Raw genomic sequence first — 26,643 nt, forward strand, 5'->3', positions numbered from 1 at the left:
TGCGGCGCCGGCGGCTATCGGTTGCAGGCCCCGGGCCTCAGCGCATTTCCTGGCGGATCTGCTGGCGCATCGCGTCGATCGGGATGCTCTTGCCGTCCCGCTTGATGCACCAGTAGGTCCAGCCGTTGCACGACGGCGCACCTTCCAGCTTGGCGCCGACCTGGTGGATGGATCCCTTGATGTCCGCCTGGGCCAGCGTGCCGTCAGCGCGGACCTTGGCCTTGTAGCGGCCATTCAGGGAATGCAGTTCCTCGCCCGGGCGCAGCATGCCGCGTTCGACCAGCTGGCCGAAGGGCACGCGCGGCTCCGCACGCTTGGCGCGGGTCACTTCCAGCGCCTCCTTGTCCAGCTTGCGCACCCGGCCCAGACGTTCCTCGGCGACCTTGATGTAGGCCTCTTCGCGCTCGATCCCGATGAAATCGCGGCCCAGCATCTTCGCCACGGCGCCGGTGGTGCCGGTGCCGAAGAACGGATCCAGCACGACGTCGCCGGGGTTGGTCGAGCCGATCAGCACGCGATGCAGCAGCGACTGCGGCTTCTGCGTCGGATGGGCCTTTTCGCCGTTGGCATCCTTCAGGCGCTCACCGCCGTTGCAGATCGGCAGGACCCAGTCAGAGCGCATCTGCACGCCCTCGTTTAGCTCCTTCAGCGCCTCGTAGTTGAAGGTGTACTTGGCCTTTTCCGACTTCGACGCCCAGATCATCGTTTCATGGGCGTTGGTGAACCGCTTGCCGCGGAAGTTCGGCATCGGGTTGGCCTTGCGCCAGACCACGTCGTTCAGGATCCAGTAGCCCTCGTTCTGCAGGGCGGCGCCCACGCGGAAGATGTTGTGGTAGCTGCCAATCACCCAGATCGCCCCGTTCGGCTTCAGGATGCGGCGCGCCGCCTTCAGCCAGTCGCGGGTGAAGCGGTCATAGACCTCGAAGCTGTCGAACTGGTCCCAGTCGTCGTCGACCGCATCGACCTTCGAGTTGTCGGGACGGTGCAGATCGCCGCGCAGCTGCAGGTTGTAGGGGGGATCGGCGAAGATCAGATCGACCGAATTCTCGGGAAGTGCGTTCATCACTTCCACGCAGTCGCCGGACAAAATGGTATTGAGAGGGAGCTCGGGAGCCCCTTTTGCTTTGGTGTTCATCATGTACTGCCTCAATGCACGGCGCGATTTTCGCGCTCTATGTTGTGGACAAATGATGAGTCAAAGCGGATTCGAGGTCAATTTATTTATTCGAATCAGGGGTTTAGTTTTCGCCTCGACACAATATATTGCGCACAGGTGTGAAGGAACGTCTATGATGTGGGGTCACACCGAGATTTTGTAGTCCCGCCTGATGAACCTTCGTCGGGTAGCCCGCATTCGATTCCCAGCCGTAGCCGGGATACTGTTGCGCCAAATCCACCATGATCGCGTCGCGGGCGATCTTTGCCAGGATCGAGGCCGCGGCGATGGACAGTGACTTGGCGTCCCCCTTCACCACCGCCGTCGCGGGCAGCGTCAGCGCCCTGGGCAGGCGGTTGCCGTCGACCAGCACGTGATCGGGCCGGACCGGCAGCCCGTCGATGGCGCGGCACATGGCCAGGTGGCTGGCCTGCAGGATGTTGATCTCGTCGATCTCCTCCACGCTGGCATGGGCCACGCAGACATGGGCGCTGTCGTGCAGTGCGGCCAGCAGGGCCTCGCGCCGCTTCGCCGACAGCTTCTTCGAATCGTTGATCCCCTCGGGGATGGCAGCCGGGTCAAGGATAACGGCAGCGGCGGTCACGGGGCCGGCCAGCGGGCCACGCCCGACCTCGTCCACGCCGGCCACCAGGCGCGCGCCACGGGCGAACAGGGCTTCTTCGAGCGAAAAATCCGGTAGTGTCTTCATCCCCGCGTTTGAGCAGGCCCGCCCCCGCCTGGCAAGGGCCAAGCGGCGCGGGCGCGACCGGGATGCAAAAGGCCCCGCCCGGGCGAACCGGACGGGGCAAGGTGCTGCTCTGGTTTATCGTCGGGTCGGGGTCAGGTCGTGACCCAGCCACGCTTCTGCATGCAAACCTTGCGGTAGATGACCTTCGGGCCCTGGACACCTTTCGGGATGTCGGTGCGCTGGCGGCAGGCCTGAGGCAGCTGTTGCGGACGCGAGGCGGTCTTCTGCGCGCAGGCGGCACGGTATCCGATGGCGCGGTAGCCGTTCACCCAGGTGCGCACCTCGCAGCGCGATGCGATGGTCTTGCGTGCCGGACGGGGCCGGGGGTTGTGGTTCCAGCCTCCGTTGTTGTGGCCGCCGTTGTTCCAGCCACCGTTATGGCCGCCATTGTTCCAGCCGCCCCGATTCCAGTCCCGATCCTCATGCTTGCGATCATTGGCGCGGCTTTCGTTGGCGATGGCCGTGCCGATGATGGCAATGGCACCGATGCCAAGCAGCGCCTTGGCCAGGTCGTCATTGCCGGCGCTGGCGGGCGTCGCGGTGATCGAGGTCGCGGCCACTGCGGCGGCGATGGTGGAAAGCACGGCCTTGCGGGTCATACGGAAGAAACGGGTCATGGGTCTGTCCTTTCGGCGGGGGCCTTGCGGCCGGTTGGGTGTGTCTTTGGATCTGTCTGGGCGGCGGGGCCACCTGGCGTGATGGGTTACGTTGATCTCCCGGGGGCCCGTCGCGGCCTTGGCCCGGAAGCGATGAGATGAACCTGGCCCCGCCCCCTCCTGCCGGGCAATATCACCGCCGGGCTATCCGATAGCCCCCGATGACAGCCCCCCGATATCGGATAACAGGCCCATGAAAGTTGCGCGGGATCAGCTGGTTATCCGATAACGGCGGCGCATGGCCGCTCGGTCATTGAATAGCGGCAATGAATGGCCGACAGTGGCGCCATGACCCGGAAAACAGCCTCTCTCATGCTGGCGCTCGCCACCGTCGCCCTGACCACGGCCCTGCCCGTGTCGGCACAGGCGGCCTGCTATGCCGACTACAAGGCGAAGCGCGACCAGCCCTACGAACTGCACTACGGCGTGCTGCAGGTTTCCGCCTGCGACACGTCCACCGCGACCCAGGAAGCGCGTCAAAGGCTTGCACAGGCGGGCTGGGAGCTGCTCAATGTCGTCTCCGTCTTCGACGACAGCGGGCTGGCAGACAGGAAGGCCAATGCAGGACCCTATTATCTTCGCTTCTGACATCCGGAAATCGGGCACGCGCACCGTCGCCCTGGGACTGGGCGCCGTGGTGGCGATCCTGGCCCTGGCGGCGGTATTCCTGTTCCTGAACCTGCCCGATGCCAATGCCTTCAACCACCGGGTCGAACGGATCTTCGTGGAAAACGACCTGACCTCCCAGTCGGAGGTGCAGCTACTGAACATCCTGGCGCTGTCGGGCACGGCCTTTTCGGAAACGCTGACCTCCTACCGGATGGTCATCTTCGTGCTGCTGATCTTCTCCGCCGCGCTGCTGCTGGCGGCCCTCGGGTCACTGGTCATGCTGGTGACGCTGAACCGGCGCATGGCGGCGATCGAACGCGCCGGGATCGAGGTGAACAGCCTCATGATCTCCCGCGATGAGAAGATGGTCTACCTCAACAACCTCGGGTTCAAGCTGACCGATGCGGCGATCGAGACGCTGTCGGTGCTGGCCGAGGCGCGGATGGACGACGACGTGCTGTCGGGGGCGCAGATCGAGGCGATGATCTCCGGCCGGGCCGAGGCCGATTGCGAGGAGGCCGCCGGCGCCACCCGGATCAAGCGGCTGCGCGATACCCTGGGCAACCAGATCGTCAGCGAACTGTTGATCAAGAACATCGCGCGGCGCGGCTACGTGCTTTCCGTGGGCAAGGATGTTATCCGGGTGCTCTGACCACAGGAGGCCCCGCATGACCCGGACAATCGACATCAACTCCGACCTGGGCGAGGCCTACGGCCCCTGGAAGATGGGCGATGACGCCGCGATGATGGGCGTGGTCAGCTCGGCCAACGTGGCCTGCGGTGGCCATGCCTCGGATCCCGAAACCATGTACCGCACGCTGCGGCTGTGCCGCGAGGCGGGCGTCACCGCCGGCGCCCACCCGGGCTACGCAGACCGCGAAGGGTTTGGCCGTCGCATCATCCCCATGACCGGCGAGGAGATCACCCGCCTGGTCGCGGCGCAGATCGGCGCGCTGCAGGGCGTGGCGTCCCTGGCCGATTGCCCGGTCACCTTCGTCAAACCCCATGGCGCGCTGAACAACCTTGCCTCCGCCGATCGCGCCGTAGCCGATGCCATCGCAGTGGCGGTGAAGGCCTCCGGCCTGGCCATGCTGGCCATTTCCGGCACCGAGCTGGAGGCCGCCTCCCGCGCCGCCGGGATCCCCACGATCTCGGAAATCTTCGCCGACCGCGGCTATCAGGACAACGGGCTGCTGGTCCCCCGCGGCCAGCCCGGGGCGATGATCCACGATGCCAGCGCCGCGGCCGAGCGTATCCTGCACCTGCTGGACACCGGCCGGATGCAGACCGTCTCCGGCGCCGAGATTCCGCAGGCCGCCGAAAGCATCTGCGTGCATAGCGATGAACCCTCCGCCGTCGCCCTGGCGACCGAGCTGCGCGCCCGGCTGGAAGCCGAGGGCGTCACCATCGCCCCCTTCGCCTGACCCTGCTGTTATCCGACAGCTAAAAATACTCCGGGGATGAATTGCGTTGCCCCGCAACGCAAGAAGGGGGCCAGCGGCCCCCTTCCCTTTTTCCAAGACTGACAGCCCGGATCAGCTGGGCGACATGCCCCGCAGCCGTTCCGACCGGCGGCGCAGCAGTTCCACCGTCGCCAGCAGGCAGATCGAGATGCCCACCAGGATCGTCGCCACCGCCAGGATGGTGGGCGAGATCTGTTCGCGCAGACCGATGAACATCTGCCAGGGCAGCGTCTTCTGCCCCGCCGAACCGACGAACAGCACCACGACCACCTCGTCGAAGGAGGTGATGAAGGCAAACAGCCCGCCGGAGATCACGCCGGGCAGGATCAGCGGCATCTGAACCCGAAAGAAGGTGGTCACCGGATCCGCGCCCATGTTGGCCGCCGCCCGGGTCAGCGACCGGTCGAAGCCAACGAGCGTCGCCGTCACCGTGATGATGACGAAGGGAATACCCAGAGCCGCGTGGGCCAGCACCACGCCCAGATAGGTCCCCTGCAGCCCGATGCGCGAATAGAAGAAGTACATCCCCGCCGCCGAGATGATCAGCGGAACGATCATCGGCGAGATCAGAATCGCCATGATCGCCTGGCGGAAGGGAACGTGCGGCTGGCTGAGGCCGATCGCGGCCAGCGTGCCGAAGCCCACGGCCAGGATCGTCGACACCGGCGCGATCCGCACCGAGTTCCACAGCGCCCCCTGCCAGTCGGAGTTGGTGAAGAAGTCGCGGTAGTGCTTCAGCGAGTAGCCCTCCGGGTCGAAGGCCAGCATCTCGGGGGTGAAGGTGAAGAAGTCCTCGGCGTTGAAGGACAGCGGCATCACGACCAGGATCGGCGTGATCAGGAAGACCAGGATCAGCCCGGCGATGATGCGGAAGGCATAGTGCCACAGCACCTGGCGCGGGGTGGCATAGGGCGGGATCCCGGTCCGGTAACGGCCCGAGGCGACGAAGAAGATCAGCCAGCCGAAGAACACCCCGAAGATCGCGCCGGTCACGACCCCCGGCAGCCCCGCGAAGAGGAAGCCCGCCACGATGAAGATCACCGCCAGGCCCCAGCGGGCCGCCTTCTGCTGCTCCCGCATGAAGCTGGCCAGCACCCAGGACAGGGCGAAGATCACCGCGCCGCCGGCCACGAAGCCCAGCAGGCCCGAGCCCTGGGCGGTGCCGGCGAAGATCCCGAAGAAGGCGCCGAAAACGGCGGCCACTCCGGCGGCGAAGATGGCGGATGTGGGTTTTGCGATTGTCAGTGCCATTGTCTCGCCCTCCTCAGCCCAGTTTCACGTTGTCGATGCCGACGATCCGGTCGTAGGCCCAGTAGAGCAACAGCACCACCGCCAGCAGGATCGCCCCGAGTGCGGCCGCAAGGCCCCAGTTGAGCGAGGTGGAAATGTGGTAGGCGATCCGGTTCGAGATGAAGGTCCCCGTCCGGCCACCGACGATTTCCGGCGTGATGTAGTAGCCGATCGCCAGGATGAAGACGAGGATCGACCCCGCCCCGATGCCGGGCACCGACTGCGGGAAGTACACCCGCCAGAAGGCCGTCCAGTTGGTCGCGCCCAGGGATTTCGCCGCGCGCAGGTAGCTGGGCGGAATGCCCTGCATCACCGAGTAGAGCGGCAGGATCATGAAGGGCAGCAGGATGTGGGTCATCGCCACGATCGTGCCGAACTGGTTGTTGATCATCACCAGGCGGGCGGCGTCATCCACCAGCCCCAGCCAGACCAGCACGTCGTTGATGACGCCCTGTTGTTGCAACATCACCTTCCAGGCCGAGGTTCGCACCAGCAGCGAGGTCCAGAAGGGCAGCAGCACCAGGATCATCAGCAGGTTGGCCTTGGACGCCGGCAGGTTGGCCAACAGCCAGGCCACCGGGTAGCCCAGCAGGATGCAGGACAGGGTGATGGTCAGCGACATGAACAGCGTCCGCTGGAACAGCACCATGTAGAGGCGCTGGCCGTCGGGGCGCATCTCGATCCCGTCGGGGGTCAGCTGCATGTCCACGGCATTGAGGAAATAGCCGCCGGTGTAGGTGGAGGAGTAGGTCTGGATGGTGGCCCAGATATCCGGGCTCACCCAGTCCTTGTCCTCGCTTTCGAAGAAGGCGGTGTAGTTGATCGGCTCGGCCTGCTCCGCCAGCGTCTGCTGCGCGGCGACCAGCGCCTCGGCGCCGGGTCCGTCGTAGCCGGACAGATCCGCCGTCTCCAGATCCTGCGCCAGGCCGGCGTAGACGCCTTCCCAGGGATCCTCCTCGGCCACCACGTCCTCGTCCATCAGCGCGGTAAAGACGGCAAAATCGGTATAGGCGAAGGTGGTCTGCGGCAGCAGTTCCTTGATCTCGACGGAGGGGGCAAAGCCCACGTCGCCGGTCAGACGCGCGTTTTCCAGCGCCTGCAGCCGCGCGCGGTGTTCCCGCACCAGGCGCGCATCCGTGTCGCCGGTGCCGGTCATCAGCTCGTACCAGAAGGCACCCTCGCCCCAGCGGTCGTCGGCGTCTTCCAGGATGTCCTGGTATTCTTCACCGAGGTCCTCCAGCCCGCGCCCCGTAGAGCGGAAGAGCGAGGACACGCCGGTGTATTCGTAGTTCAGGCGCGTGCCCAGGCGGGTATGCGCGCGGGCCTCGGCAGCCAGGTAGAGATCGTAGTAGAGCGCCTGGTAGACCTCCTCGCCCGGCGGGGCGCCGGTGGTGTGGTCCCAATCTTCCAGCACCTCGGTCGCCGTGGGCAGCGTGTCGGAAACGATCTGGTTCTCGACGGAGCGGAACAGCATGTCCGCGATCGGCGCGATGAACGTCACCAGGACGAAGATCAGCAGCGGTGCGATCAGCATCAGCGCCCGCAATTTCTGGCGGCGAAGAGCACGGTTGAGACTGCGCTTCAGAGGCGTGCCGTCGGCGGCCAGCATGGGGCCGTTCTGGGTCGTATCGCTCATGTCGTCCCTGTCGGTTTGATAGCCCGGCTCACTTGCGGAGCCTTTTCGGGGAGTGGACGGGCCGCCGTCCGTTCGGCGCGGCCCGTCCTGTTCGTCATGCCATCAGGCGCGAATTACTGGGCCAGCCAGGCCTGGAATTTCGCGTCGATGTCGTCACGGTAGTCAGCCCAGAACTCGTAGTTGTAGAGCAGGGTGTTCTCGGCGTTTTCCGGGTTGGTCGGCATGTGCGGCGCCATGTCGATGCCCAGTTCGGCGTGCTCACCAACCAGCGGAGCCGAGGACTGACGCGCCGGACCGTAGGAGATGTAGGCAGCCTGATCCGCCAGACGCTGGGTGTCGGTGGCGAAGTAGACGAAGTCCTTGACGGCTTCGAGCTTCTCGTCGCTCAGGCCGGTCGGGATGATCCAGCCGTCCAGGTCGAAGACCTGCATGTCCCACATCATCGCAACGGGCTGATCCTGCTCGACGATGACCGAGAACAGGCGACCGTTGTAGGTGGAGCCCATGAAGATCTCACCGTCAGCCAGCAGCTGCGGCGTGTCGGCGCCGGCGGTCCACCAGATCACGTCGTCCTTGATGGTGTCGAGCTTGGCCAGAGCCTGGTCCTGACCTTCGGGGGTTGCCAGGACATCGTAGATCTCGTCCTTGGCCACGCCGTCACAGTACAGCGCCCATTCCATGTTGTTGATCGGGCGGCGTTCCAGCGAACGACGGCCGGGATAGGTTTCCAGGTCGAAGATCGAGCAGATGTCGGAGGGGGCGTCGACGCCCTCGGGCACCATGTCGGTGCGGTAGCCGAAGGTGGTGGAATAGGCGATCTGCGGAATGAAGCAGTCGGAGACGATCATGTCGCCGAAGTCATCCTCGGCCGAGGTGCCGTCGTCGGCCGGGGCCAGCATGTCCTCGGGATCGTATTCCATCGCCAGGCCTTCGTCGCAAAGGCGGATGGCGTCAGCAGCCACGACATCGACCAGGTCCCAGGTGATGTTGCCGGCTTCGTTCATGGCACGCAGACGCGCCACCGCTTCGGCCGAGCTTTCGTCCCAGGTGATGGAGACGCCGGGATTGGCTTCGACATAGGGCTCAACGTAGGCCTTCTGCTGGGACATCTGGTAGGCGCCGCCCCAGGAGACGAAGGTCATGTCCTGCGCGGAGGCGGTGCCGGCGACCAGCGCCAGTGCCGTACCGGCCAGGAGGGATTGAGTGAGTTTCATGTCATAACTCCCATTTTCAACCCGTTATGTTTCATTCATGGATCCGCGGCTACGGGTGAAACGCGCGGTATCTCAACAGGCCGCAGCCGCGCCGGAACGCGACCGCGGGTGCAACGTGCGATCAGGCGTCCAGCGCGCGGCAATCATCCGGCAGCCAGCCGATCTCGACCATCTGGCCTTTCTTCAGGCGCTCCTGGTCGGGGGCGTTCCGGGTCTTCATGACGAAGTCGTCATTGCCGGCCACGCGCAGGCGGGTGCGGAAGATGTCGCCCATGTAGACGAACTCCAACACCTCGGCCTTCAGCAGGTGCGCGCCCTCCTGCAGGCGCTCCTTGTTGGTCTCGACGCGTTCGGGACGGATCGACACCTGGGTGCGCTGGCCGACCTCGGTCACGTTGACCGGGCGGGCCGAGATCAGCTCGCCGTTGTCGAGCTGTACCGTGCAGGTGTTGCCGCTGATTTCCTTCACCACGCCTTCCAGCGTGTTGTTCTCGCCGATGAACTGCGCGACGAAACTGTTTTCCGGCTCTTCGTAGAGCGTGTCTGGGGCCGCCAGCTGCTGGATGCGACCGTCGTTGAAGACGGCCACGCGATCCGACATGGTCAGCGCCTCGGTCTGGTCGTGGGTCACGTAGACCGTGGTGATGCCCAGTTCATGCGCCAGGCGGGTGATCTCGAACTGCATGTGTTCGCGCAGCTGCTTGTCCAGAGCGCCCAGCGGTTCGTCCATCAGCACCAGTTCCGGTTCGAAGACCAGGGCGCGGGCCAGGGCGATCCGCTGTTGCTGGCCACCCGACAGCTGGGTGGGCCGGCGACCGGCGAAATCGCCCATCTGCACCATGTCCAGCGCCCGCTTGATCTTGCCCTCGCGCTCCGACTTGCCCATCTTGCGCACTTCCAGCGGGAAGGACAGGTTTTCCGCCACGGTCATGTGGGGGAACAGGGCGTAGTTCTGGAACACCATGCCGATGCCGCGCTTGTGCGGCGGGATGTTGTTGATCGACGTCCCATCCAGCTTGATCTCGCCGTAGGTGGCTGTCTCGAACCCGGCCAGCATCATCAGGCAGGTGGTCTTGCCGGACCCGGACGGCCCCAGCATCGTCAGGAACTCCCCCTTCGGCATGGTCAGGTTCAGATCCTTCACGACCAGCGTCTCGCCGTCGTAGCTCTTTTGCACACGTTCGAATGCGACGAATGCCTCGCTGTCAGATGTAGCTGCCAATTCAGGCTCCCCGTTTCGTTTTTTCTTCGCAGGCATGCAGGGCCCGCGTTAGGGTTGGGCGAAACCTTGCCACCGGCAAGGGACGCTGTATCGGCCAATCCGGGTCTCCCCGAAGATCGGATCCCGCGAAACCTCGCGAACTGATGCAGCGCAGACGTTTCTTCTCACCCATGAACGTCGTTCAATTTCATTCTTTAGTCACCCTCGATGTGAATTCATATCCCGCTTGGCCGAGTTTCCAGCGCAAAACGGGCTGTCGCACCGTGATTTATCCGCAAGCCTACGCATATGCACAGTGATTAGGCAAGCCCCACGACGGGCAGGAAGGCGCCTGACTTTCGTAGTGCCTCACTTGCGAGCGTCTTCGGACTTGAATAACGTTCATCTTTAGGAAAGGCGACGAGATGACCGAAACGGCAGCAAACAAGGCGAAGGAAGGGCGCGTGGCGCGGCGGCAGCGGCGCAACCGTCAGGCCCTGATTCGCGCTGCCAGTGCCGTAATGAGCGACAAGGGCATCGACGCCGCCACCATGCTGGAGATCGCCGATCGCGCCGACGTGGGCGCGGGCACGGTCTACAACTACTTCAAATCGAAGGATGATCTGGCCGTCGCCGTGCTGGAGGAGATCATGCAGGGCCTAGCCCTGCGGGTCGAAAGCGCCACGGCGGGCCTGGACGACCCGGCCCAGATTTACGCGATCGCCCTGATGACGGTGCTGGAAACGGCCACCGAGGATCAGCGGTGGCGGCAGTTGCTGAACCGCGCGGGCATCGTCTCGGACGTGATGTATCGCCGGATCGGCCCCTTCACCATCGACCTGCTGGCCAAGGCCGAGGCCTCGGGCCGGTTGACGCCGGGCGACCCGGCGCTTGCCTGGAAACTCAGTACCCATGCCATCGTCGGCTTCGCTTTGGCGATCTCGCGGCACGAGGTCGCCCCGGTGACGATCCCCACGGCCGCCGCGCGGCTGCTGTGCCTGGCCGGGCTGGACGCCAGGGAGGCCGAGGAGATGGTGGCCCGGCCCCGCCCGATGCTGCCGCCCGAACAGCACCTGCACGACCTCAGCCCACAGGAGGGCTGATCAGCCCGCGCCGCCGGCCAGTGCGGCCAGGGCCTCGGTCAGGCTGGTTTCTTCGACATCGCGATAGAGCGCCGTTTCCGAGGTGACGGCACAGCCGAGCGCCGTCTCGAAGACGTCCTGGTTGGCGGTCTCGTCGAAGTTGGACTGCGCATCGGTGCCGAGGTTCGACTGGAAGATCCCAGCCGCCGAGACCGGCAGGAAATCCTCGTAGGTCTGCGGATCGGCGACCAGCGCGCCGGCGGCCAGCAGGTCCTCGACCGCCTCCGCGACAGGCTCCACGCCCTCGGGCAGTGGCCCTGCCACACGGTAGCGGAAGAAGGCCAGCCCCTCGCGGCGCAGCCTGTCGGCATCGTCCGGAAACCCGGTGAAGGCCGCGGCCAGCGCGTCCATGTAGTCTTCGGCCCCCTCGCCCGTCGCCCCAACCGCGGCGCGGCTGCGCGCCTCGGCCAGGCAGCGGTCATAGAGGTCGCGCCCCCTGGGTGTCAGGGCCACGCCGCGCTGCTCTATCTCACCAAAGCGGGCGGTGTGGGTGCCTTCCTCGCCGTTCGATCCGCCCTCGCCGGGGAACAGGATCGGCTCCTCCAGCGCCTTGAAGGAGGTCTGGCGCAGCAGGATGTCGACGGCGCGGCGCGGCGGGCCTTCGATCACCGCCTTGGGGGCGATGCCCCGCTCGGGCATGCGCGCCTGCACCGCGTCGATGTCCAGGGTGCGCGGCGTCAGATGGTTGATATGCGGCCCGCGGAAACAGACCACGTCGGCGATCAGCCGGTGTTCGGCGGCCAGGCGGGCATAGGTGCCAGCCGTCACCGTCGCATCGGAATGCCAGCGGAAGGTTTCCAGCGCCTCGGCCACGAATTCCTCCGCCTGCGCCCGGGTCAGCCCGCCCTGGGCCTCGCCCTCGGCGATCAGCTCCAGGCAGCGGGGCGTGACGATGGCGCGGCGCGACAGGATCTCCTCCGCCTCCGCCGCCAGGGCACGATCTTCCAGCAATTCCAGTCGGATGAGCGAGGTGAAGACACGGAAGGGATTGCGCGACAGGGCCTCGGTCGTCGTGGGGCGGAAGGCCGTGGAATGCACCGGCAGCCCGGCCACCGACAGGTCGTAGTAGCCCACGGGCGCCATGCCCATGGTGGCGAACATGCGGCGGATGTTGAACAGCTCCTCCGCCGTGCCCAGCCGAATCGCCCCGTGGCGTTCGACATCCAGGCGCGACAGCTCATCCGCCGCCTCCAGCCGGGCCTTCAGCGCCGGGTCGGCCGACATGACCTCCTCATTCACGTCGCGCACCAGCTCGATCAGGTTGCCGTATTGCGGCACCTCCTGGCGGTACATCTCGGACATGGCCTGGGAAAAGAGCGTGCGGATCTCGTCCGCGGGCAGATGGGTCATGGGGTCCTCCTCGGGTCGCGCATCGTCAGGCCCCGGCCCGGCCGCGCATCATGGCGTGGGTCAGGGTGGCGCCGAATTCGTAGTAGGCCTCGTGCAGGCCGCGCAGATGTTCCTTGTAGCCCTTGAGCACCGGCAACGGAAAGGCCTCCGGCGCGTCGTTCAGAAGGGCCTGGGCCGCGGCGGCGCCAAAGACCGTGCCGGGCGAGATGCCACGCCCGGAATAGCCGAAGACGGCATAGGCGGAGGGGCCGAAGTTGACCACCTTGGGGATGTGGTCGCGAGTCATGGCGATCTTGCCCCGCCAGTGGTGTTCAAAGGGAATGTCGCCCAGATCCGGGTAAAGCGCGCGCAGCTTGCGCCGCGCCCAGCCGGCATGAATCGCCCCGCCCAGTCCATCGGCATTGCCCATGCCGCCGACGATCAACCGCCCCGCCGCATCCACGCGGACCGAGGACATGACCAGCGCCGTGTCCCAGCATCCCTCGCCGCCCGGCAGCACCTTGGCCTGCGCCTCCGGCGGCAGGGGCGCGGTGGCGAACTGGCTGTAGTTCACCACGACGAACTGGGGCGCAAAGGCGCCGGCGATCCCCTCGTGGTAGGCATTGGTGGCCAGAAGCAGCTTCGGCGCCCGCACGCTGTGACCATTGGCACTGACCGTCCAGAGACCCTCCGTATGGGCAATCGCGGTGACGGCGGAGCCTTCGTGGATCTGCGCGCCCAGCTCCTGCGCCGCGCGGGCCAGCCCGGTGCAATAGGCCAGCGGCTGCACCGTGCCCGCCCGAGGGTCCAGCAGCGCCCCGTGGAAGGCATCGCTGCCGGTGCGCCGGGCGGTTTCCGCTGCGTCCAGAAGTTGAAGCGGCGCGCCATGGCGGTTGCCCTGGCGGAACCGGTCCTGCAGGTCCTCGAACCCCTTCGCGGAATGGGCCAGGTGCAGGGTGCCGTGGCGCGTGGCCTCGCAGGCGATGCCGTGCTCTGCCACCCGATCGAAGACCATCTGCGGCCCCTGCCCCAGGGCCTCGACCAGCCGTGTGCCATCATCCTCGCCCATCTGGGCCAGCACCTCGTCCGGGGGCAGCCAGAGGCCAGCGTTGACCAGCCCCACGTTCCGCCCCGACCCGCCGTGGGCGACGGTGTTCGCCTCCAGCACCACGACCGAGGCGCCCTGTTTCGCCACCTCCAGCGCGCAGGCCAGGCCGGTGAAGCCCGCGCCGATGACCACCACCTCGGCCCGGGCGTCCGCCGCCAGGGGCGTGGTGGTCAGCCGCTCGGCGCTGCTGGCCCGCCAGAGGGTGCCGTCAGATGTCAAATTTCACCCCCTGCGCCAGGGGCAGCTCGGCCGAGTAGTTCACCGTCGAGGTCTGCCGCCGCATGTAGCCCTTCCAGGCGTCCGACCCGCTTTCGCGCCCGCCGCCGGTATCCTTCTCGCCGCCGAAGGCACCGCCGATCTCGGCCCCCGAGGGGCCGATGTTGACGTTGGCGATGCCGCAGTCCGATCCCACCGCCGAGAGGAAGGTTTCCGCCTCGCGCACATTCAGAGTGAAGATACAGGAGGACAGGCCCTGCGGCACGTCGTTCTGCATCGCGATCGCCTCCTCCAGCGTCTCGTAGCCCATGACGTAGAGGATCGGGGCGAAGGTTTCGGTGCGCACGATGTCGGTCTGGGCGGGCATCTCGACCAGCGCGGGCGCGGCATAGGCGCCCCCCGCGACCGCGTCGACGGGGGTGCCGCCGTGGATGGTGCCGCCCTGGGCCTTGGCCGCCGACAGCGCCGCCTGCATCCCGTCCAGCGCGCCCTGGTCGATCAGCGGGCCGACCAGCGTGCCGTCCTCGCGCGGATCACCGATGGTCAGCGAGCCGTAGGCCTGGCGCAGCTTCGCCACCAGATCCTCGCGGATCGAGTTGTGCACGATCAGCCGCCGCAGGGAGGTGCAGCGTTGCCCGGCCGTGCCCACGGCGGAGAAGACGATGGCGCGCACCGCCATGTCCAGGTCGGCCGAGGGCGCCACGATCATCGCGTTGTTGCCGCCCAGCTCCAGGATGGAGCGGCCGAAGCGCGCGGCGACCTTCGGCCCCACGGCGGCCCCCATGCGGGTCGATCCGGTGGCCGACAGGATCGGCACGTCGCGGGAGGTCACCAGCGCCTCGCCCACATCGACGCCGCCCACGACGACCTGCAAAAGCCCCTCCGGCGCTTCATCCCCGAACCGCGCCACGGCGCGGTCGAAGATCACCTTGGTGGCCAGCGCGCACAGGGGCGTCTTTTCCGACGGCTTCCAGATCACCGGATCGCCGCAGACCAGCGCCAGGGCGGCGTTCCAGGCCCAGGGGGCGACGGGGAAGTTGAAGGCGGTGATGACCCCGCAGGGGCCCATCGGATGCCAGGTTTCGGTCATCCGGTGGCCGGGGCGTTCAGAGGCGATGGTCAGCCCATACAGCTGGCGCGACAGGCCGACGGCGAAATCGCAGATGTCGATCATCTCCTGCACCTCGCCCAGGCCTTCGGAGGTGATCTTGCCGGCCTCCAGCGTGACCACGGCGCCCAGCTCCGCCTTTGCGGCGCGCAGCTCTTCACCCAGCAGGCGCACCAGCTCGCCCCGGCGCGGCGCGGGCACCTGGCGCCAGGCGGCGAAGGCCCCCTGTGCCCGGGCGATCACGGCGGGCATGTCCGCCAGGGATGTCTCGGCCAGCTGCGCGACCTCCGCCCCGTCGAGGGGCGAGCGCACGGTCAGGCTGCCGCCGATCAGGTCGGTTTCACTCAGCCCGGCGGCGGCGAGGGTTTCAGCGTGAGAGGGCATGGCGGGGCTCCTTCAGGGTCATGGGCAGGGTCTCGGGCGTGGCGCTACTGCTGGATCCGGCGGGGAACCGGCCGACGCAGGTAACGGGCCCTTTGCGACAGGCTAGCCGCTGACACAGCCTGCCAGAAGCGATAGAAATTCCCAAACCCTGGAGAAAACCTCACATGATCGCCCCGCGCCGATTCCTGCCCTCGATCCCCTCGCTACTGGCGCTGGAGGCGGTGGACCGGCTGGGATCGGCCACTGCCGCGGGCCAGGAGCTGTCGCTGACCCACTCCGCCGTGTCGCGCCAGCTGAAGTTGCTGGAGGGGCAATTGGGCGTCACCCTGCTGGTGCGCGAAGGCAAGGGGCTGACGCTGACCGCTGCCGGGGCCAGCTATGCCCGCTCTGTCCGCGACTGCCTGCAGGACCTCGCCCAGGCCAGCCTGCGCCTGCGCGCCAGCGGCCCGCGCGACAGTCTCAGCCTGGCCTTGCCGCCCAGTTTCGGCCTCTACTGGATGGGGCCGCGCCTGCATGCCTTCCTGCGCGCCCACCCCGAGATCCTGGTCAACCAGAGCACCCGCAGCGCCCGCTTCGACTTCGCCCGGGAGAAGTTCGATGCCGCCGTCCACTACGGACCGGAGGACTGGCCCGGGGTGCATTATCTGCCGCTGACCCGCGACCGGGTGATTCCCATGGCCGCCCCCGGCCTGCTGGCGGGCGGGCCGCTGACGGCGGAGGCGATCCGGGGTCGGCCGCTTCTGCACCTCGACAGCCGCCCCGGCGCCTGGGAGGAATGGTTCACCCAGCACGGGGTCGAGGCCGGGCAGCTGCGCGGGATGCTCTTCGACCAGTTCAGTCCCATGGCCGAGGCCGCCGCGGCGGGGTTCGGCCTGGCCCTGCTGCCGGATTTCCTGGCCGAGGCCGAACGGGCACGCGGGCGGCTGGTCCCGGCCTTTCCCGACTACCTGGAGATGGACCGCAGCTATGCCCTGGTCTGGCCCCGCAATGCGGAACCGAAACCGGCGCTGGATCTGCTGATTGCCTGGCTGAAGACCTCGGAGGCGCTGCCCCTCCAGCGGCGCAGGCCCCTTTAACAGCGCAGGAAAGCGTGGGCGGCGCCCAGAAAGCCCGGGATCACGGCGCCATGCCCGACCCCGTCGAAGGTCCGGAACGTGGCGCCCGCCTGCTGCGCGAACCGGCGGGCATGGCCCGTCATGTCCCGCGTCCGCAGGCGCGCGATGCGGTCGACGGGCTCTCCGGCGGCCTCTGCGGCCCCGGGATCTTCCAACGCCCCGACGGTGATCAGAAGCTTGCCCCCAGCACGACGGGCGCCCGCGTGGATCCCCTCCGGATCGGTCCAGATCGAGGGGCTGCCGGTGGCCACGTGGGAGAAGAGACCGGGACACAGGGCGCGGGCCTGCAGAGCGAAGGCGCCACCGAAGGAGTGGCCAAGGATCATCCGGTGCGCGGGATCGACCGGCAGCGCCGCCTCGACCCGGGGGATCACCTGCCCGGCCAGCAGCGCCAGGGTGGCCGCCCGGCTGGCCCCTCTTGCCGCCTGCCCCACCAGGTCCGCCCCGCGACGGTCAAAGTCGATCAGGCTGTCCGTTGGCCAGCCGAGGCCCACGATCACCGCCGGCAGATCCCGGGCGCCGCTACGGCTCTTGTCGCAAAGCCGCTCCAGGTCGCAGAGCGTGCCGAAGGTCCAGCCCGCATCCATGGCGTAGAGGATCCCGTAGCCCCCGGGCGGCGCCGGGGCCTCGGGCCGGGCCACCAGGACGCGGAACCCGCCCCCGTCCGAGGGCAGGTCGAAAGAGGTCACGCCCGGTCTGGACCAGGGCGTTCCAAGGCCCATGGGCGCCGGTTGGTCCGCCCTGGCCCCGGGATCGGTGGCGGGTGTCGAAGGGGCTGGCATCAGGCTGGCTCCGGGTCGTGCGGCCGCGTCAGAACGACTTGGTCAGCGACATGTTGAAGGTGCGCGGCGCACCACGGAAGTTGAAGACGACGTTGCTGCCGACGCGCGAGTAGTAGTCTTCGTCGAAGGCGTTATCGACGCCCAGGCGCAGCACGGTGTCCCGGCCCAGATCCTTCGCCGCCATCAGGTCGACCACATTGTAGGCAGGCGCCGTGATCCCGCGCGAGGAGAACTCGGACATCGAGGTCAGCCGCCCGCCAAAGCTCCAGCCCTGCATCATCCCTTCGGTCACATCGTAAAGCGCGGTCAGCTTCAGCATGTGCTCGGGCGTGTAGGTCGAGAAGACGGCGCCGGCATCCGGCCCCTCCAGGTACTCGGTTTCCGTGTAGGTGTAGCCCGCCGACAGGTGCAGGTTCGGGATCACCTCGCCCGAAACCTCGGTCTCGAACCCGCGCGAGCGCACGTCGCCCTCGGGTTCGGCGTAGTCGGTGCCGCGCACGGCGACCGAGCGGTTCACCTGGCGCAGATCGAAGAGCGCGGCGGAGTAGTTCAGCCCGTAGGCCAGTTCGCCCTTCACGCCCAACTCGTACTGGCGGCCTTCCAGCGGGTCCAGCGTGTCACCGTTCACGTCCAGCTCGAACTGCGGGATGAAGATCTCGGAATAGCTGGCATAGAGGGTGGCGGCCGGCGACAGCTCGTAGGTCAGCCCGGCGAAGGGGGTGACCTTGGCGTCGATGTCGGTGCTGTCCAGGTCGCGGGCGGTGCCGATGGTGCCGGAGGTGATGTCACCATCGTACCAGCTGACGCGGGCGCCGCCGATCAGGGTCAGCTGGTCGGAGGGCTTCACGCGAAGCTGGGCATAGAGCCCGGTCGAGGTGATGTCGCGCTCTTCCAGCGTGGTGTAGTCCTCTGCCGGGCGCGGCAGGCTGGCGGTGTCGTCGGTGTCCAGATCCCAGCTGCCATCTTCCGACCCGCGCAGCCCGTAGGTGGAACTGTCCAGCTTTTGCCAGTCGGCGCCCAGGATCAGGTTGCTGTCCATGTTGCCCATCAGGAAGGGCATCTCGACATGGGCGTCGAGGGCCAGGCTGTCCTGCTCCCAGTCCTGACCCAGCCAGGACATCGTGGTGATGACGTTGTCGGCGTCCGCCGACGAGCCGCCGTAAGCGTAGAGGAAATTCGCCTCCTGGTGCGAGGCGCGCAGCGAGGCCTTGGCGCGGACGCCGTTGGCGAAGTGGTGTTCGAGCGCCAGCACGGCGTCGGTGGTGGCATTCTCGAAATAGTTCCAGTCGGCGCCGGTCGACGTGCTTTCGTCCAGCCACATCAGGGCCCCGTCTGCATAGGTCGGCAGGCCGTTGAAGGGCGCAATGTCCCGTTCCATGTGGGCCAGCGAGAAGGTCAGCGTGGTGTCGGGCGTGATGTCCCAGGCGACCGTGCCATAGGCCGACAGCACCCCGTTTTCCTGCCGGTCGACGAAGCCGTCGCCATCGGCATAGGCCAGCACCGCGCGGCCGCGGATCGTGCCCTCCTCGTTCAGGGCGCTGCTGTAGTCCAGCTCGGTCCGGGTGTGGCCGTTGGAATCGACCGAGGCACTGGCGTAGCCCTTGGGATCGACCGAGGTGGCCTGCTTCAGCCGCATGTTGATCGACCCGGCCGGTTCGCCGGTGCCGATGAACAGGCCCGCCGGCCCCTTCAGCACCTCCACGTGGTCGACGATCGACAGGTCCGGCTGGGTGCCATAGATCGAGCTGACCGGCGCGGGCAGGCCGTCGAAGTAGAGGTAGTCGAATTCATACCCGCGCGAGTAGATGGACGAGCGGCCCGAGTCGTTGCTGAGGATCATGATGCCGGGCGTGTCGGCCAGCGCCTCCTCCAGCGCGCCATAGCCGCCATCCTCGATCTGCTTGCGGGTCACGACGGAGGTCGACTGCGGCACCTCGCGGGGCGTCATCGCGGCCTTCTCGCCCACCGAGATCAGGTTGGAGGTGTAGGAGTTCGTCCCCTCGGTCTCATAGCTGGATCCCTCGACATTGATCGGCTCCAGCTCGATCACGTCCTGGGCCAGGGCGGGCGTGACCAGGGCCGGGGTGGTCAGTGTGGTGCTGGCCAGCAGGGCCAGATGCAGCGCGCGGCGCGGCAGGAGGGGGCGCGTCATGAGGGGCTCCTTGATATCCGAGTGTTTTACTCGTTAATACGGAGGGGAACAGGGCTTCAGCCAGATGGGGATCTTCGCGCCAGAGCCAGATGTCTTCGCGAAACCGCCAGAGAGGCCGCGCGCCCATGTCCTCGCAGATCCGCCCAGACCAGATCCGCCCGGATCAGATCCGCCTGTCCGAGATCGCGCAGAGCGTCGCAATGACCGGCCGGCGCCTGCGCGCCAGCCTGCCCGAGGGGCGCGTGGTCCTGCGGGGCACGCGCGACGGTGTCGAAAGCGCCTCTGGGCTGACGATCAACGCCCATGACGCCTGCGCCGAGGAGGATTTCGAGGTGCGGGTCACCCGCGCACCCGGTGTGGTGCTGCACCTTGTGCTGGCCGGCCGGGTCGAGGCCGTGCTGGGCGGCCTCCCGATGGGGCTGGAGCGGCGCCCGGGCGCGCCGGTGCCGATCATCTTCAGCGCGCTGGACACGCCGCAGGAGTTTCACCGCCAGTCGCGGCGCGGCGAGGTGCTGCGCAAGCTGACCCTGCGGATGAGCTGGGACTGGCTGGAGCGGCGCGGCATTTCCCGGGCAGAGATCCTGCAGGGCAACGCCCGTCGCGATGCCCGGTGGAGCGCGGGCCCCGAGGACATCGCCGACGCCGAGGCGCTGATGCAGCCCGCCGCCAGCTTGGGCAGGCCGCTGTCGCTGCTGCGCGAGGCACATTCCGCGGCGCTGGTCGGGCGCGCATTCGAACAGCTCTGGCAGGCCGAAAAGCTCGTCGCACCGGCGGACCGCGACCGGCTGAACCGGATGGAACACCTGGGCTGTGCCCCCGGCCCCGTGGCGGCGATGGAGGCGATCGCCCGTGCCGGCGGCATGAGCCTCAGCTCCGCCCGGCGGCTGTTTCACCGCGCCTACGGGCAGAGCATGCTGGCCCGGCTGCGCGAGCTGCGCCTGCGCCGCGCCCATGACGCGCTGCGCCATGGCGCCAGCGTCGGCACAGCCGCCTGGGACGCGGGGTATGACAACCCCTCGGCCTTCTCCACGGCCTTCCGCCGCTGGTGCGGGCAGACCCCGTCGCAGGTCCGTCAGGGCGGCCTGCCGCGCTAGGCCCCGGCCAGCGCGGATCCTCCCGGCCCGGAAGAATTGCTGCATTGCAGAGCAATTTTCCCTTTATTCCATAGGCTTTCGCCTCGATTGATCGGCAGTTCCTTGCCAATGCAGCATCGACGCCTAAGTTGTAGATCAAGGATCCGTGCGGCGGATCCCCCGGCGTCATGACGATGACCCACCCCGCGCGCAGCGAGCCACTCCGCTTGCTCCTGCTCCCTGCCGCACCGCCCTTTGAGGCCGGATGGAGCGCGCCAGATCAAAATGACGAAACCCGGAACGGACACCTGAAAGGAGTTCGCCATCAAGGATGCTGTATCCAATCCCGCTGGCCCCTATGACCGGATCGCCGTGCTCGGCGCCGGGAGCTGGGGCACCGCCCTGGCCACCGTGCTGGCCCGGAACGGTCACGACGTGCGCCTGTGGTCGCGTCGCCCCGACCAGGCGCAGCGGATCAACGACACCGGCGAGAACGCCGATTACCTGCCCGATGTGACCCTGCCCCGGGGCATCACCGCCACGGCGGATCTGGGCCAGGCGCTCGATGGCGCCGAGGCGGTGCTGATGGTCACCCCCTCCGCGACGTTGAGGCCCATGTGCCAGGCCATCGCCCCCGTGCTGCCCGAGGGCATCCCGATCGCCCTGGCCTGCAAGGGGGTGGAACGGCGCACTGGCTACCTTCTGTCGGAAGTGGTGGCAGAGGAACTGCCCGGCCATGTGGTCGGCGCGGTCAACGGGCCGACCTTCGCCCGCGAGACGGCGCTGGATCATCCCACCGCCGCCACCGTCGCCTTCCCCTTCTCCTATTCCGACCGTCTGAACCCCGAAACCAGTCCGGCCGCGCGGCTGGCGCTGTCGCTGTCAGGCGGGGGCTTCCGCGCCTATGTCTCGGACGACCTGGTGGGCGTCGAGGTGGGCGGTGCGGTGAAGAACGTGATCGCCATCGCCTGCGGGATGATGTCCGGCGCGGGCTTTGCCGAGAACACCCGCGCGGCCCTCATCACCCGGGGCATCGACGAGATGAAACAGCTGGCCCAGGCCCTGGGTGGCCGGCGCGAGACGGTCACCGGCCTGTCGGGCGCGGGCGACCTGACCCTGACCTGTTCCTCGACCACCTCGCGCAACATGTCGCTGGGCTACCAGCTGGGCCAGGGCATCCCGCGCCCGTCGTGCTTCGAGGGCCGCCCCGTCGTCGTCGAGGGCGAGGTGAACGCCGTGTCGGTCACCGACCTGGCCAAGCGCATCAACGTCCCCATGCCGATCTGCGAGACCGTGCAGGCCATCCTGCACGAGGGCGCCGACCTGCAGGAGGCCTTCACCGCGCTCTGGGCCCGCCCCATCGAGGCCGAACCGCAGACGATGCAAATGTCCCTCGAACACCCGTCCCCCGACCTTCCGCTGCAATTCGGAGCTTCTGACCAGTGACCGTTCACGCCGCCCCCCGTCCCGACATCTCCCAACGCCGCTTCACGCTGGCCACAGACCTCGACGGCACCTTCCTCGGCGGAACCGACGAAGACCGCGCCACGCTCTACCAGTGGATCGAGGCCAACCGCGACACCGTCGGCCTGATCTTCGTCACCGGCCGCGACCCCGAGTTCATCATGCAGATGTGCCGTGAACAGGGCCTGCCCTGGCCGGAATACGTGGTCGGCGACGTGGGCACCACCATCGCCGAGGTCGCCCCCGACGGGTCGGTCGTGCCGATCGAACCGCTGGAGGAAGACATCGCCGCGCGCTGGAACGATGCAGGCGAGGGCGTGCGCGCCCTGCTGGACGGCCACCCCGGCCTGACCCTGCAACCCACGCGCTTCCGTTACCGGGTCAGCTATGACCTGAGCCCGGCCGATTTCGATCCGCGCGCGCAGGACCTGATCGAGGAGCTGGGCCTGGACTGGCTGATCTCCGACAACCGCTATTTCGACGTGCTGCCGCGCGGCGTGTCCAAGGGCCCCTCGATCCGCCGCCTGATCGACCACCTGGAGATCCCGGAACACCGCGTCCTCTGCGCCGGGGACACCCTGAACGACTTGTCGATGCTGGCCTCCGGCCTGCCCGCCGTGGCCGTCGGCAATTCCGAAACCGCGCTGACCGACCGTCTGAACGGGCTGGACAGCGTGCATCACGCCCACGCCCACGGGGCTGCGGGCATCCTGGAGGCCATCGCGGCCTTCGACCTTCACGACATCCCGGAGAATGCCTGACATGTCTTCCAATCTCGTCATCGTCTACCACCGCCAGCCCTATGAGGAAGTCGAGGTGGACGGGAAAATCGAATACCACGAGAACAAGAGTCCGAACGGCATCGTCCCCACCCTCAAGAGCTTCTTCGGGCGCTTCGAGAAAGGCGCCTGGGTGGCCTGGAAACATGCCGAGGACCCCGCCAACCCCGACTTCGAGCGGGTGATTGAGATCGACGATCACTACGGCAAGTACACCGTGTCGCGCCTGCCGCTGACGCCGGAACAGGTGACCAGCTTCTACCACGTGTCGTCCAAAGAAGCCTTCTGGCCGATCCTTCACGGGTTCAAGGAACGCTACAACTACGACCCGGTCGACTGGCCGACCTTCCGCGAGGTGAACTGGGCCTTTGCCGAGGCCGCCGCCGCGGAGGCCGCCGAAGGCGCCGTGGTCTGGGTGCATGACTACAACCTGTGGCTGGTGCCGGGCTACCTGCGCACCCTGCGCCCCGACGTGAAGATCAGCTTCTTCCACCACACGCCCTTCCCCAATGCCGACATCTTCAACGTGCTGCCCTGGCGCAAGGAGATCCTGGAAAGCCTGCTGTGCTGCGACGTGGTGGGCTTCCACATCCCGCGCTACGTCAACAACTTCGTCTCCGCCGCCCGCTCGCTGCTGGAGGTCGACACGATCAAGCGCGAGAAGGTGAAGCCCGAGATGAAGGCCGAGACCACGGCCCTGTCGGAGCAGTCGGTGGTGACCGAACTGGAATACGAAGGCCGCCGCCTTCGCCTTCAGGCCAGCCCCGTGGGGGTCGATGTCGAATACATCGAAAGCGTCGTGGCCCGGCCCGAAACCGCCCTGCGCGTCGAGAAGATTCGCGAGGAGCTGGGCGAGGGCCGTCTGATCCTGTCGGTCGGGCGCACCGACTACACCAAGGGCGGTATCGAACAGCTGCAGAGCTTTGAACGGCTGCTGGAAAGCCGTCCCGACCTGCGCGGCAAGGTGCGGCTGATGCATGTCTCGGTCGCCGCCAATGCCAACATGACCGCCTATGAAGAGATCCAGCACGACCTGGAACAGCTGGCCGGGCAGATCAACGGGCGCTACGGCAGCTTCGAATGGCAGCCCGTGGCGCTGATCTCGCGCCCCGTGGCCTTCACCGACCTGGTGGCCTACTACCGCGCCGCCGACGTGGCCTGGATCACGCCGCTGGCGGACGGGATGAACCTGGTGTGCAAGGAATTCTGCGCCGCGCGCACGGACGAGGACGGAGTGCTGGTCCTGTCGGAGTTCGCCGGCGCGGCGGTGGAGCTGGGGGCGATCGTGCCCACCAACCCCTTCTCGCACAAGTCGATGGACAGCGCGATCCAGTACGCCCTGGACATGCCCGCAGACGACCGGCGCGGCCGCATGCGCGCCAACCGCGCCATGGTGGTGAAACAGGACATCCGATTCTGGGCCGAGGACCAGATGCAGGCCTTCAACGACGACGTGCTTCCCGACGAGCAGGCCCAGGACACCGTCCCTGCTGAGTGAGCGGCCGGATCCTGACCGCGCCCCTGAGACGCCGCAGCCCCGCGCTGCGGCGTTTTGCGTTGCGGCGCAGCTTCGGCAGAATCAGATCCCAAAACGAGAAATGCCCCGCATTTTCAGTAATCTACTGAAAGCACGAGGCATTTTCTGGTGGTAGTGGTGAGCCGTGAAGGATTCGAACCTTCGACCCACTGATTAAAAGTCAGTTGCTCTACCAACTGAGCTAACGGCCCACTGTGGGCGCGTCTCTAAAAGGGGGGGCAGGGATGGTCAAGCGGGAATCCGAAAAAACATAACAGAAATGTTTCATCCGCAGGGCCCGCCGCGCCGCGGCGCCTTTTCAACAAGGGGTTCAGGGTCTATATCGCCGCAATGACCCAACCCCGTCCTCATACCCCCGCCGCCGACGGCCTGCCCTTCATGAAGATGCACGGGCTGGGCAACGACTTCGTCGTGCTCGATTCGCGCGGGCAGCCGGCGCGCACCACGCCCGCCCTCGCGCGGGCACTTGGCGACCGGCACCGGGGCGTGGGCTTCGACCAGCTGGCCGAGATTCGCGATGGCGACGGGTCGGACATCTGCCTGGACTTCTGGAACAGCGACGGCACCCGCGCCGGAGCCTGCGGCAATGCCACCCGCTGCGTCGCCGCCCATGTGATGGGGGAAACCGGCGCCGACACCCTGTCGATCCGCACCGCGCGCGGCCTGCTCCAGGCCGCCACGGTCGACGGCGTGACCTGGGTCAACATGGGCCCGCCGCAGCTGAGCTGGGACGAGGTGCCCCTGGCGCGCGAGATGGAGGTCACCGCCCTGCCGCTGGCGGGCGATCCGGTGGCCGTGGGCATGGGCAATCCGCACTGCGTCTTCCTGGTGGAGGACGCCGAGGCGGTGCCGGTGACGGAAACCGGCCCGAAGATCGAACATGACCCGCTCTTCCCCGAACGCTGCAACGTGGAATTCGCCGAAGCGCGCGCCCGCGACGAGATCCGCATGCGGGTCTGGGAACGCGGCACCGGGGTGACGCTGGCCTGCGGCTCGGGCGCCTGCGCCACGCTGGTGGCCTGTGTCCTGCGCGATGCCACCGACCGCCGCGTCCGGATGGAGCTGGACGGCGGCTGGCTGAGCCTCGACTGGCGCGAGGACGGCGTCTGGATGGGCGGACCGACTTCGCTGGTCTTCTCCGCCACGCTCAGCCCGGCCTTCCTGGCCGAAGTGGAGGCGTAAATGACCGCCGCACCGCCGAAATTCGCGACACTGGGCTGTCGCCTGAACGCCTATGAAACCGAGGCGATGAAGGCGCTGGCGGCCGAACATGGCGTGGAAAACGCCGTGGTGGTCAACACCTGCGCCGTCACCGCCGAGGCCGTGCGCAAAGCACGCCAGGACATCCGCCGCCTGCGGCGCGAGAATCCGGGCGCGAAGCTGATCGTCACCGGCTGCGCCGCGCAGACGGAGCCTGCCACCTTCTCCGCCATGGAGGAGGTCGATCTGGTGATCGGCAACTCCGAGAAGATGCAGCCCGAAACATGGGCCGCCATGGGCCCCGATTTCATCGGCCAGACCGAGCGCGTGCAGGTCGACGACATCATGTCGGTGACCGAAACGGCCGGCCATCTGATCGACGGTTTCGGCACCCGCAGTCGCGCCTACGTGCAGGTGCAGAACGGCTGCGATCACCGCTGTACCTTCTGCATTATCCCCTATGGCCGGGGCAATTCGCGCTCTGTCCCCGCCGGGGTGGTCGTGGATCAGATCAAGCGGCTGGTGCAGCAGGGCTATAACGAGGTGGTGCTGACCGGGGTCGACCTGACCTCCTGGGGCGCCGACCTGCCGGCCGAACCGCGCCTGGGCGACCTGGTGATGCGCATCCTGCGGCTGACAGACGTGCCGCGCCTGCGGATCTCCTCGATCGATTCGATCGAGGCCGACGAGGCGCTGATGGAGGCGATCGCGACCGAGCCGCGCCTGATGCCGCACCTGCACCTGTCGCTGCAGGCGGGCGACGACATGATCCTGAAACGGATGAAGCGCCGCCACCTGCGCGACGACGCCATCCGATTCTGCGAGGAGGCGCGCAAGCTGCGCCCCGACATGACCTATGGCGCCGACATCATCGCGGGCTTCCCCACCGAGACCGAGGAGATGTTCGCCAACTCCCTGAAGCTGGTGGAGGAGTGCGACCTGACCTGGCTGCATGTCTTCCCCTACTCCAAACGCGAGGGGACGCCGGCGGCGAAGATCCCCAGCCAGATCAACGGCAAGATCATCAAGGATCGTGCGGCCCGCCTGCGCGCCGCCGGGGACGCCCAGGTGGCCCGCCACCTCGCCGCCCAGCAGGGCCGGGCGCATCGTGTGCTGATGGAAAGCCCCCGCATGGGCCGGACCGAACAGTTCACCGAAGTGAGCTTCGAGACCGACCAGACCGAGGGGCAGATCGTCGACACGGTGATCCGCGGCCAGCAGCGGCATCAGCTTCTGGGCTGATCGCCCCGTCGCACCGCTTGCACCTCCCGCATCGTCACC

General features: G+C 67.3%; 23 protein-coding genes and 1 tRNA gene. 11 read left to right on the forward strand and 13 right to left on the reverse strand.

The genetic code is table 11. The features are described 5' to 3' along the window. Window positions 1–37: 37 nt before the first annotated feature. The 3 genes from CVM50_RS18090 to CVM50_RS18100 all read right to left on the reverse strand — a co-directional run bounded on the left by CVM50_RS18090 (window position 38) and on the right by CVM50_RS18100 (window position 2,521). Window positions 38–1,138 carry a site-specific DNA-methyltransferase gene (locus CVM50_RS18090; protein ID WP_408634074.1) on the reverse strand — a complete coding sequence of 367 codons (1,101 nt, stop codon included), beginning with the start codon at window positions 1,136–1,138 and terminating at the stop codon, window positions 38–40. A gap of 100 nt (window positions 1,139–1,238) precedes the next feature. Next, window positions 1,239–1,865, reverse strand: coding sequence for a ribonuclease HII (locus CVM50_RS18095; protein WP_085888769.1), 627 nt, complete (start codon window positions 1,863–1,865; stop codon window positions 1,239–1,241). A gap of 131 nt (window positions 1,866–1,996) precedes the next feature. Beyond that, on the reverse strand, window positions 1,997–2,521 hold the full coding sequence (locus CVM50_RS18100; RefSeq protein ID WP_085888770.1) for a hypothetical protein: 525 nt from the start codon (window positions 2,519–2,521) through the stop codon (window positions 1,997–1,999). A 327-nt stretch (window positions 2,522–2,848) separates the two neighbouring features. On the opposite strand from CVM50_RS18100, the gene CVM50_RS18105 reads away from it, so the two are divergent. From CVM50_RS18105 to CVM50_RS18115, 3 genes are read left to right on the forward strand one after another with little or no spacing between them, the layout of a single operon-like run. Beyond that, window positions 2,849–3,148 (forward strand): hypothetical protein, encoded by a 300-nt coding sequence (locus tag CVM50_RS18105; RefSeq protein WP_085888962.1) that lies wholly within the window; start codon window positions 2,849–2,851, stop codon window positions 3,146–3,148. Beyond that, complete coding sequence (locus CVM50_RS18110) at window positions 3,120–3,821, forward strand: helix-turn-helix domain-containing protein (protein WP_085888771.1); 702 nt, start codon at window positions 3,120–3,122, stop codon at window positions 3,819–3,821. The genes CVM50_RS18105 and CVM50_RS18110 overlap by 29 nt, the downstream gene beginning before the upstream one ends. Window positions 3,822–3,837: 16 nt before the next feature. Then, a complete protein-coding gene (locus tag CVM50_RS18115) occupies window positions 3,838–4,593 on the forward strand; it encodes a LamB/YcsF family protein (protein ID WP_085888772.1) in 756 nt (251 codons plus the stop codon). Window positions 4,594–4,704: 111 nt separating this feature from the next. On the opposite strand, the gene CVM50_RS18120 is transcribed toward CVM50_RS18115, so the two are convergent. The 4 genes from CVM50_RS18120 to CVM50_RS18135 all read right to left on the reverse strand — a co-directional run bounded on the left by CVM50_RS18120 (window position 4,705) and on the right by CVM50_RS18135 (window position 9,994). Then, the gene (locus CVM50_RS18120; RefSeq protein ID WP_085888773.1) at window positions 4,705–5,883 is read right to left on the reverse strand and encodes an ABC transporter permease subunit; all 1,179 of its coding nucleotides are present in this window, start codon (window positions 5,881–5,883) and stop codon (window positions 4,705–4,707) included. 13 nt (window positions 5,884–5,896) lie between these two features. Next, window positions 5,897–7,558 (reverse strand): ABC transporter permease, encoded by a 1,662-nt coding sequence (locus tag CVM50_RS18125; protein ID WP_085888774.1) that lies wholly within the window; start codon window positions 7,556–7,558, stop codon window positions 5,897–5,899. A gap of 113 nt (window positions 7,559–7,671) precedes the next feature. Further along, window positions 7,672–8,772 carry an extracellular solute-binding protein gene (locus CVM50_RS18130; protein WP_085888775.1) on the reverse strand — a complete coding sequence of 367 codons (1,101 nt, stop codon included), beginning with the start codon at window positions 8,770–8,772 and terminating at the stop codon, window positions 7,672–7,674. Between the two features lie 121 nt (window positions 8,773–8,893). After that, entirely contained in the window at window positions 8,894–9,994 is a 1,101-nt protein-coding gene (locus CVM50_RS18135) for an ABC transporter ATP-binding protein (protein WP_085888776.1), read from the reverse strand. A 404-nt stretch (window positions 9,995–10,398) separates the two neighbouring features. Between CVM50_RS18135 and CVM50_RS18140 the strand changes: the two genes are divergently transcribed. Further along, the gene (locus CVM50_RS18140; RefSeq protein ID WP_085888777.1) at window positions 10,399–11,076 is read left to right on the forward strand and encodes a TetR/AcrR family transcriptional regulator; all 678 of its coding nucleotides are present in this window, start codon (window positions 10,399–10,401) and stop codon (window positions 11,074–11,076) included. Here CVM50_RS18140 and hglS read toward each other — a convergent pair whose 3' ends face one another. The 3 genes from hglS to amaB are packed head-to-tail and all read right to left on the reverse strand — an operon-like array spanning window position 11,077 to window position 15,260. Further along, window positions 11,077–12,465 (reverse strand): 2-oxoadipate dioxygenase/decarboxylase HglS, encoded by a 1,389-nt coding sequence (gene hglS / locus CVM50_RS18145; RefSeq protein WP_085888778.1) that lies wholly within the window; start codon window positions 12,463–12,465, stop codon window positions 11,077–11,079. It lies immediately after the preceding gene. Between the two features lie 25 nt (window positions 12,466–12,490). After that, window positions 12,491–13,771, reverse strand: a complete 1,281-nt coding sequence (locus CVM50_RS18150) for an NAD(P)/FAD-dependent oxidoreductase (protein ID WP_085888779.1) — start codon at window positions 13,769–13,771, stop codon at window positions 12,491–12,493. Continuing rightward, entirely contained in the window at window positions 13,761–15,260 is a 1,500-nt protein-coding gene (gene amaB, locus CVM50_RS18155) for an L-piperidine-6-carboxylate dehydrogenase (protein WP_085888780.1), read from the reverse strand. Before amaB ends, CVM50_RS18150 begins: the two co-directional genes overlap by 11 nt. Window positions 15,261–15,424: 164 nt before the next feature. On the opposite strand from amaB, the gene CVM50_RS18160 reads away from it, so the two are divergent. Next, the gene (locus CVM50_RS18160) at window positions 15,425–16,336 is read left to right on the forward strand and encodes a LysR substrate-binding domain-containing protein (protein WP_085888781.1); all 912 of its coding nucleotides are present in this window, start codon (window positions 15,425–15,427) and stop codon (window positions 16,334–16,336) included. Here CVM50_RS18160 and CVM50_RS18165 read toward each other — a convergent pair. Beyond that, window positions 16,333–17,064 carry an alpha/beta hydrolase gene (locus tag CVM50_RS18165; protein WP_157792227.1) on the reverse strand — a complete coding sequence of 244 codons (732 nt, stop codon included), beginning with the start codon at window positions 17,062–17,064 and terminating at the stop codon, window positions 16,333–16,335. The genes CVM50_RS18160 and CVM50_RS18165 overlap by 4 nt on opposite strands. A 121-nt stretch (window positions 17,065–17,185) precedes the next feature. Continuing rightward, on the reverse strand, window positions 17,186–19,309 hold the full coding sequence (locus CVM50_RS18170; RefSeq protein WP_085888783.1) for a TonB-dependent siderophore receptor: 2,124 nt from the start codon (window positions 19,307–19,309) through the stop codon (window positions 17,186–17,188). 125 nt (window positions 19,310–19,434) lie between these two features. Here CVM50_RS18170 and CVM50_RS18175 point away from each other — a divergent pair, with 125 nt between their 5' ends. The 4 genes from CVM50_RS18175 to ggpS all read left to right on the forward strand — a co-directional run bounded on the left by CVM50_RS18175 (window position 19,435) and on the right by ggpS (window position 24,123). Next, on the forward strand, window positions 19,435–20,403 hold the full coding sequence (locus CVM50_RS18175) for a helix-turn-helix transcriptional regulator (RefSeq protein WP_157792228.1): 969 nt from the start codon (window positions 19,435–19,437) through the stop codon (window positions 20,401–20,403). A gap of 351 nt (window positions 20,404–20,754) precedes the next feature. Next, entirely contained in the window at window positions 20,755–21,828 is a 1,074-nt protein-coding gene (locus CVM50_RS18180; protein ID WP_085888785.1) for an NAD(P)H-dependent glycerol-3-phosphate dehydrogenase, read from the forward strand. Next, window positions 21,825–22,607: an HAD family hydrolase gene (locus tag CVM50_RS18185; RefSeq protein ID WP_085888786.1), complete on the forward strand. Its 783-nt coding sequence runs from the start codon at window positions 21,825–21,827 to the stop codon at window positions 22,605–22,607. Before CVM50_RS18180 ends, CVM50_RS18185 begins: the two co-directional genes overlap by 4 nt. A gap of 1 nt (window position 22,608) precedes the next feature. Beyond that, window positions 22,609–24,123: a glucosylglycerol-phosphate synthase gene (gene ggpS / locus CVM50_RS18190; protein WP_085888787.1), complete on the forward strand. Its 1,515-nt coding sequence runs from the start codon at window positions 22,609–22,611 to the stop codon at window positions 24,121–24,123. A gap of 154 nt (window positions 24,124–24,277) precedes the next feature. Here ggpS and CVM50_RS18195 read toward each other — a convergent pair. Beyond that, window positions 24,278–24,353 (reverse strand) — tRNA-Lys (locus tag CVM50_RS18195). Window positions 24,354–24,492: 139 nt separating this feature from the next. Here CVM50_RS18195 and dapF point away from each other — a divergent pair. Together dapF and mtaB are read left to right on the forward strand one after the other, a co-directional pair. After that, entirely contained in the window at window positions 24,493–25,344 is an 852-nt protein-coding gene (gene dapF / locus CVM50_RS18200; protein WP_085888788.1) for a diaminopimelate epimerase, read from the forward strand. Further along, window positions 25,345–26,604, forward strand: a complete 1,260-nt coding sequence (mtaB, locus tag CVM50_RS18205) for a tRNA (N(6)-L-threonylcarbamoyladenosine(37)-C(2))-methylthiotransferase MtaB (protein ID WP_085888789.1) — start codon at window positions 25,345–25,347, stop codon at window positions 26,602–26,604. It abuts the gene before it with no gap. Window positions 26,605–26,643: the final 39 nt, after the last annotated feature.

The sequence above is a fragment of the Pseudooceanicola marinus genome, from assembly GCF_002786295.1.
Lineage (GTDB): Bacteria > Pseudomonadota > Alphaproteobacteria > Rhodobacterales > Rhodobacteraceae > Pseudooceanicola > Pseudooceanicola marinus.

Excerpts from the sequence above, each read along its gene's own strand:
- CVM50_RS18090 (WP_408634074.1), bottom strand. The coding sequence starts at position 1,138 with ATGATGAACACCAAAGCAAAAGGGGCTCCCGAGCTCCCTCTCAATACC.
- CVM50_RS18095 (WP_085888769.1), bottom strand. The coding sequence starts at position 1,865 with ATGAAGACACTACCGGATTTTTCGCTCGAAGAAGCCCTGTTCGCCCGT.
- CVM50_RS18100 (WP_085888770.1), bottom strand. The coding sequence starts at position 2,521 with ATGACCCGTTTCTTCCGTATGACCCGCAAGGCCGTGCTTTCCACCATC.
- CVM50_RS18105 (WP_085888962.1), top strand. The coding sequence starts at position 2,849 with ATGACCCGGAAAACAGCCTCTCTCATGCTGGCGCTCGCCACCGTCGCC.
- CVM50_RS18110 (WP_085888771.1), top strand. The coding sequence starts at position 3,120 with ATGCAGGACCCTATTATCTTCGCTTCTGACATCCGGAAATCGGGCACG.
- CVM50_RS18115 (WP_085888772.1), top strand. The coding sequence starts at position 3,838 with ATGACCCGGACAATCGACATCAACTCCGACCTGGGCGAGGCCTACGGC.
- CVM50_RS18120 (WP_085888773.1), bottom strand. The coding sequence starts at position 5,883 with ATGGCACTGACAATCGCAAAACCCACATCCGCCATCTTCGCCGCCGGA.
- CVM50_RS18125 (WP_085888774.1), bottom strand. The coding sequence starts at position 7,558 with ATGAGCGATACGACCCAGAACGGCCCCATGCTGGCCGCCGACGGCACG.
- CVM50_RS18130 (WP_085888775.1), bottom strand. The coding sequence starts at position 8,772 with ATGAAACTCACTCAATCCCTCCTGGCCGGTACGGCACTGGCGCTGGTC.
- CVM50_RS18140 (WP_085888777.1), top strand. The coding sequence starts at position 10,399 with ATGACCGAAACGGCAGCAAACAAGGCGAAGGAAGGGCGCGTGGCGCGG.
- hglS (WP_085888778.1), bottom strand. The coding sequence starts at position 12,465 with ATGACCCATCTGCCCGCGGACGAGATCCGCACGCTCTTTTCCCAGGCC.
- amaB (WP_085888780.1), bottom strand. The coding sequence starts at position 15,260 with ATGCCCTCTCACGCTGAAACCCTCGCCGCCGCCGGGCTGAGTGAAACC.
- CVM50_RS18160 (WP_085888781.1), top strand. The coding sequence starts at position 15,425 with ATGATCGCCCCGCGCCGATTCCTGCCCTCGATCCCCTCGCTACTGGCG.
- CVM50_RS18170 (WP_085888783.1), bottom strand. The coding sequence starts at position 19,309 with ATGACGCGCCCCCTCCTGCCGCGCCGCGCGCTGCATCTGGCCCTGCTG.
- CVM50_RS18175 (WP_157792228.1), top strand. The coding sequence starts at position 19,435 with ATGTCCTCGCAGATCCGCCCAGACCAGATCCGCCCGGATCAGATCCGC.
- ggpS (WP_085888787.1), top strand. The coding sequence starts at position 22,609 with ATGTCTTCCAATCTCGTCATCGTCTACCACCGCCAGCCCTATGAGGAA.
- dapF (WP_085888788.1), top strand. The coding sequence starts at position 24,493 with ATGACCCAACCCCGTCCTCATACCCCCGCCGCCGACGGCCTGCCCTTC.
- mtaB (WP_085888789.1), top strand. The coding sequence starts at position 25,345 with ATGACCGCCGCACCGCCGAAATTCGCGACACTGGGCTGTCGCCTGAAC.